Source organism: Nonomuraea sp. NPDC050404 (assembly GCF_040655495.1).
Lineage (GTDB): Bacteria > Actinomycetota > Actinomycetes > Streptosporangiales > Streptosporangiaceae > Nonomuraea.
Genome location: NZ_JBFAKB010000007.1, coordinates 547,152 through 553,216, shown reverse-complemented (window position 1 = coordinate 553,216; position 6,065 = coordinate 547,152). Strand labels below are relative to the sequence as shown.

Genomic DNA, 6,065 nt, shown 5'->3' with positions numbered 1-6,065 from the left:
CTGCGGCCTTGACTGCGTTCCCGACCCTCCCGGATCTCGAAGTCCATCGCATCCCCTCAACTGGGGTGTTGCGACGACCACTAGAAGACAAGCGGAGAGGGGGCGGGCCGCACGCGTGATCGGCTCCATGGCACTGACCGGCTCGGATGTGGACGGCGGGTTCGGCTCACCCCTGTGCCTGACCGCACGTCCTGTCATCCCCGCACCGACCATACGTGCGGCCGTCCCCGGAGGGGGCGGCCACGCGTCGTCCGGTTGCCGGATCAGCGCTCGTCGTGACGACGGCGCCAGCGTTCTTCCATGCGCTCCATGAAAGTACCCCGGTTGCCCCGGCGGGCCTGCTTGCCCGGAGGTGGGGCCGTGCCCGAGGCTGGGGCGGCGGAGTCACCGAACCCATTCATTTTTTTCCAGCTGGACAGGCCCCACAGACACGCGGCGAGCATGACCACGAAACCGCCGACGCCGAGCGGGATCAGGCTCATCACCACGCCGACCATCATGATGACGACGCCCAGAGCAAAGCCGATGGAGGCTTTGATCAGGCGACGCTTGTAATGGCTGCGCGGGTCACTGATCCTTACGGTGTTGGCCCACTTCGGGTCCTCGGCGTAGAGGGCCTGCTCGATCTGGTCGAGCAAGCGCTGCTCGTGCTCAGAGAGCGGCACGGCGCCTCCCAAGGACGGCCCCAGGACGGGGAAGACGGCAACGGACGACACGGGGTGTCCGAACCTCGCGGTCGGTTATCCCCAGAATACGAGGCTGTAGACGTAGGCGAAAGCAAACGTCCAACGCAGACCAAACCGGAGGTGACGTCATGGCTCTATTGTGGCCCATCTCGCCCCCCTTACCCCAAAATCCTGACATGGACGCCCCCAGGATGTCCGGACATCGAACGTCATGTCTCTATTTCATCAAGCTTGCCACGTACTAGCGACGCCGGGAGCACCGCATCGGGCCCGAATCTTCTGATCGCCTTGTCCATGGCCTGCTCGGCCTCGCGCCACCCGGTCTCCTTCTCGCCCAAACTGAGCTGGCGGGTGGCCTCTCCGGCCGGCCGCAGGTTCTCCATCCTGACCCCCACCAGGCGCAGACGCACCCGTTCGAGACCGGCCGCCTGAAACAGCTCGCAGGCGGTGGCGTAGATCACCTGTGCCACGTCGGTCGGTTCGCGCAGCGTGCGCGAGCGGTTGATCGTGGTGAAATCGGCGCGGCGTAGCTTCACACTTACAGTTCTGCCCACGTGACCGGCGTTACGCATGCGGGCCGCCACCCGCTCCGACAGACGCAGCAGTTCCCGCTTGATCACTTCGGGGTCGTCCACGTCCGCCGCGAACGTCTCCTCGTTGCCGATGCTCTTGTCCGGCACGTGGGTGCTCACGGCCCGCTCGTCGCGCCCCCAGGCCAGTGCCGACAGGTGGGCGCCCACGGCCTGCCCCAGCTCCCGCTGGAGCGTGCTGGGCGGCACTCTGGCCAGATCGGCGACCGTACGGATGCCCAGGCGCTGGAGGGACTGCTCGGTGCGCTCACCGACCCCCCACAGGGCCGAGACGGGCAGCGGGTGGAGGAAGTCGACGACCTGGTCCGCGGGCACCACCAGCAGGCCGTCGGGCTTGCACTGCTTGGAGGCCAGCTTTGCCACGAATTTGCTGCTCGCCACGCCGACGGAGCACGTGATGCCGTAGCGCTCCAGCACCTGCTCCCTGATCATCGCGGCCACCGCGGCGGGCGGGCCGAGCCGCCGGCGGGCCCCGCCGACGTCGAGGAACGCCTCGTCGGACGCGATGGGCTCCACCATCGGGGTGATCGCGTGAAAGATCTCCATGACGCCCTTGGAGACCTCGGAGTATTTGCCGTGACCGGGCGGGATGATGACGGCCTGCGGGCAGAGCCTGCGCGCCCTGCTCATCGGCATCGCCGAGTGCACACCGTACGCCCTGGCCTCGTAGGTCGCGCTGAGCACGACGCCGCGCCCGGCCGGGGAGCCCACGATCACCGGGCTCCCCCGCAACTCGGGCCGTTCGAGAAGTTCGACGCTGGCGAAGAACGCGTCCATGTCGACGTGCAGGATCGGGCAGCCGCTGTCATCGGCCCCGGTCCGCGGGACCGGGCCGATGCCGGAGATCTGCTTGCGAGACACGCCTTCGAGTCTATCCGAACAGGCGTTCTATACCGAGGGGAGCGGTCATCGTTTCTTCCTTCCGGCGGCCTCAGGCCCGGTGCCCGAGCACGTGCAACTGCGTCGCGATGTCGCGCAACACCGGATGGGTCGCGGCGGCCTGCTCCAGCGCCACCAGGGCCTGCGCCGCGCCCGGCTCACCGTCCACGAGCCTGCTGGGCACCAGGTCGGCGAAGACCCGCACGCCGTGGATGGCCCCGACCGCGAACCCGGTCGCGCTCAGCAGTTCGACGAGCGTGTCCGCGGCGAAACGCCTGGGCGTGGGGTCGCGATCGCCCCAGGTGCCGCTGGGGTCGTCCAGCACGGCCTTGGCCTCGTCGAACTGCCCGGCCAGCGCCCGGTGGATGGCGCTGGCCACGGGGTTGGCGGTCAGCACGCTGACGGCGCCGCCCCTGCGCAGCAGGGCCGCGACCGCGGTCAGCGCGCTGATCGGGTCTTCCACGTACTCCAGCACGCTGTGGCACAGGACCAGGTCGGCGGCGTCCCGGCTGAGCAGCTCGCCCAGGTCGGCCGCGTCGCCCTGCAGGCCGCGCACGGCGACGCCCTTCTCCTTGGCGCGGCGCTCCAGCGCGGCCAGCGAGTCGGGGCTCGGGTCCACCACGGTGACGGCGTGGCCGAGGGCGGCCAGCGGCACGGCGAACCCGCCGGTGCCGCCGCCGGCGTCGACGATGTCGAGCGACTCCCTGCCGGTGGCCGCAGTGCGCTCGGCCAGCATGGACCGCAACGCCTCCCAGACGACGGCGGTCCGCACCGCCGGGGTCCTTGTGGTGACGCCTTCAGCACGCACCCTCGGCTCGCCTCCCTCTCCGCCGCGACGGGCGCCCGCGCGAGGGACGCCCCGGCAGCGGGCGGCCTTCGCGGACGCGCGCTCGGCGTACGCACACCGCGCGAACGTGCACGTCGCGTACGTGCACCTCGCGAACGACTCTCTTCGTGGACGGGCCCCAGCCTACGCCGTACGCGACGACTCCCGCTCCCCACCGGCCAGACCCATCCCGGTCAATCCACGAAGCCGGGGTGGGCACCGGCGGCTCATCCGCAGAAGCCGCCGCACCGCGGTTGAGGCACATGAAGATCATCCGCTGGAGCCGCCGCGCCGGGTGACGCTCCGGAGGCTCATCCCCCGGATTCGGCGGTCAGCCGCTTGGGGGCGCGCAGCCGCCAGGCGTCGGCCAGCAGTTCGCCCATCTCCCGCGCGTCCACCGCCCCGAACCGCACGAGCACGATGGCGGACCTGTCGTAGTGCGGCGTGGTGCAGAACTTGCCGGGCTCGGCCGCGATGAGCTCCTGCTTGTCCTCCTGCGAGGCCACGGGAAGCGCCAGCAGGTCGCCCTCCTCCCGGACCCGGGCGAACCACTTGCCCCGCACGTAGAAGGCGGGCGTCCCGTACATCGGCTTCTCGGTGGCCTCGGGCAGCGCCAGCGCGAGCCGGCGCACGTCGTCTTCCGTCACCATTCACTCACGATAGCCACCGGTCACTCACGATAGCCACCGGGCTCCGGGCACGGAAAAAGGGGCGCGTCGCGGCTGGTGACGCGCCCCTTCTCGTACGGTCGCGGTGCGGCCCGGCAGACGGTGCGGACGCCTGACCGCGCGACGACGACACGTTCCTCGCCTCGCGAGCCGTGCAACCGTGTAGCCGTGCGGCCCGGCGTGGTTGGAACGTACCCCGAACGCGCGCTCCCGGCCCGCCGGAAAGGCTGTCTAAAGGGTGAGGCTTGGCTTGAGTTGCTTGAAGCGGGCCAGCAGGCCGTTGACGAATTGCGGGGACTCGTCGGTCGACAACTCCCCCGCCAGGTGCACCCACTCGCTGATGACCACGCCCTCGGGCACGCCGGGCATCCAGAGCAGCTCGTAGGTGCCCCCGCGCAGCAGGTTGCGGTCCACGGCGGGCATCCGGTCGAGCGTCCAGCCCTCGGCGTAGGTGGTGATCAGCTCGTCGATGCGCATGTGGTGCCTGGCCACACCTTCGACGATCGCCGAGGTGTACTCGTTGACCGGCGGCTCCTGCCGCTCCACGCGCTCGGTGAGGATCTTCAGCGGATCCTCGTCGCGCAACTCGGCCTCGAAGAGGATGTCGAGCGCCCGCCTGCGTGCTTTGCCGCGTGCCGACACCTCAGGCCCGGCCGAGGTATTCGCCGCTACGGGTGTCGACCTTGACCTTCTCGCCGGTGGTGATGAACAGCGGCACCTTGATCTCGGCGCCGGTCTCCAGCTTTGCGGGCTTGGTGCCGCCGGTGGAGCGGTCGCCCTGCAGGCCGGGCTCGGTCTCGGAGATGATCAGCTCGGCGGCGGCGGGCAGGTCCACGTAGAGCGCGGAGCCCTCGTTGAAGGCCACCGTGGCCGTGGTGTTCTCCAGCATGTAGTTGGCGGCGGTGCCGACCGTGCCGCTGGAGACGTTGACCATGTCGTAGGTCTCGGTGTCCATGAACACGAAGTCGTCACCGTCGCGGTAGGAGAACTGCATCTCGCGCTTGTCGACGTTGGCCACCTCGACCTTGACGCCGGCGTTGAAGGTCTTGTCGACGACCTTGCCCGAGAGCACATTCTTGAGCTTGGTGCGCACGAACGCGCCGCCCTTGCCCGGCTTGACGTGCTGGAACTCCACAACGGCCCAAAGCTCCCCGCCGTCGAGCTTCAGCACAATGCCGTTCTTGAGGTCGTTGGTCGTCGCCACTCGTTCTTCTCCCGCGTGCGGCCGCTCTAGAGGACGAGCAGCTCCTTGGTCGTCTTTGTGAGGAGTTCCGGCCCGCCCTCACGTGTCACGAGGGTGTCCTCGATGCGAACCCCGCCCCGCCCCGGGAGGTAGATCCCGGGCTCGACGGTGATCGGAACTCGATCCTCTAGTCTACCGGTCCTTGAAGGGCCGAGGAACGGCTCTTCGTGGATCTCCAGTCCGACCCCGTGGCCGAGGCCGTGCCTGAAGTGGCCGCCGTGGCCCGCCTCCTCGATGACCGAGCGGGCGGCCGCGTCCACGTTCCCGGACTCCGCGCCCGGGGTCACGGCGTGCCTGCCCGCCCGCTGGGCCGCGGCGACGAGGTCGTAGATCTCGCGCTGCCAGGCGACCGGTTCGCCCAGGCTGACCGTCCTGGTCATGTCGGCGTGGTAGCCCTGGTAGCGGGCGCCGAAGTCCATGGTGACCAGGTCTCCGGCGCGCAGCTCGCGATCGGTGGGGGCGTGGTGCGGGATCGCGCCGTGCTCGCCGGCGGCCACGATCGTGTCGAAGGCCGGCTTGTCGGCGCCCAGTTCCGTCATGCGGTGGTCGAGCAGGCGGGCCAGCCCCCGCTCGGTGATCCCGGGCGCGATCCGGGCGCTCACGTCGGCGAAGGCCCGGTCGGTGATGGCGCAGGCGGTACGGAGCCGTTCCAGCTCGGCCTCGTCCTTGACCGCCCGCAGCAGCTCCACCACCGGCCCCAGCGGCACGAGCCCCTCGCCCAGCCGGTGATAGGCGGCCACGCTCATGCTCGCCGCCTCGATCCCGGCGCCCGGCGCCGCCAGCGTGCCCGCCACGTCCGACGCCTCGACCGAGGGCACGTCCAGCGTGCGCGCCACCTCGATGTAGCGGTTGTCCGTCGCCAGCAGCGCCGTCCCGTCCGCCCTGACCAGTACGGCGGCGTTCGAGCTGACCAGCCCGGTGAGGTAGTGGACGTTGACGGGGGAGGTGACCAGCAGGGCGTGGACCTCACGGGCGGGCAACAGCTCGGCGAGCCGCGTCCTGCGCGCCGGGTAGTCGAAGGTCATTCGCCCAATGTACGCGCCATGACCGTTACGTCACTATTGCCCGTCTCATCCCATCCGGGCCGGAAACTCCCACGAACCGCCAGCCGCATCCGACCGGGAGCTCCCACGAACCGGCCGGCCACATCCGACCGGCAACTCCCACGAACCG

At 69.9% G+C, this 6,065-nt stretch carries 7 protein-coding genes; all 7 read right to left on the bottom strand.

Annotated features, from left to right (window positions below; all coding sequences use genetic code 11):
- Positions 1–263 precede the first annotated feature (263 nt).
- Positions 264–665, bottom strand: coding sequence for a DUF3040 domain-containing protein (locus tag AB0I81_RS23165; RefSeq protein WP_360659780.1), 402 nt, complete (start codon positions 663–665; stop codon positions 264–266).
- A 230-nt stretch (positions 666–895) separates the two neighbouring features.
- A complete protein-coding gene (gene dinB, locus AB0I81_RS23160) occupies positions 896–2,137 on the bottom strand; it encodes a DNA polymerase IV (RefSeq protein ID WP_360659778.1) in 1,242 nt (413 codons plus the stop codon).
- Between the two features lie 70 nt (positions 2,138–2,207).
- Positions 2,208–2,927: a methyltransferase domain-containing protein gene (locus AB0I81_RS23155; RefSeq protein WP_360659776.1), complete on the bottom strand. Its 720-nt coding sequence runs from the start codon at positions 2,925–2,927 to the stop codon at positions 2,208–2,210.
- 365 nt (positions 2,928–3,292) lie between these two features.
- Positions 3,293–3,631 (bottom strand): MmcQ/YjbR family DNA-binding protein, encoded by a 339-nt coding sequence (locus AB0I81_RS23150; protein ID WP_360659774.1) that lies wholly within the window; start codon positions 3,629–3,631, stop codon positions 3,293–3,295.
- 249 nt (positions 3,632–3,880) lie between these two features.
- Entirely contained in the window at positions 3,881–4,291 is a 411-nt protein-coding gene (gene nusB, locus AB0I81_RS23145) for a transcription antitermination factor NusB (protein ID WP_360659772.1), read from the bottom strand.
- Position 4,292: 1 nt separating this feature from the next.
- Positions 4,293–4,853, bottom strand: coding sequence for an elongation factor P (efp, locus tag AB0I81_RS23140; RefSeq protein ID WP_360659770.1), 561 nt, complete (start codon positions 4,851–4,853; stop codon positions 4,293–4,295).
- A gap of 26 nt (positions 4,854–4,879) precedes the next feature.
- Complete coding sequence (locus tag AB0I81_RS23135) at positions 4,880–5,917, bottom strand: Xaa-Pro peptidase family protein (protein WP_360659768.1); 1,038 nt, start codon at positions 5,915–5,917, stop codon at positions 4,880–4,882.
- Between the last annotated feature and the right edge of the window lie 148 nt (positions 5,918–6,065).

What these genes read in the sequence shown, in the direction of transcription:
- AB0I81_RS23135 (WP_360659768.1), bottom strand. Translation starts at nt 5,917, where the DNA reads ATGACCTTCGACTACCCGGCGCGCAGGACGCGGCTCGCCGAGCTGTTG.
- AB0I81_RS23150 (WP_360659774.1), bottom strand. Translation starts at nt 3,631, where the DNA reads ATGGTGACGGAAGACGACGTGCGCCGGCTCGCGCTGGCGCTGCCCGAG.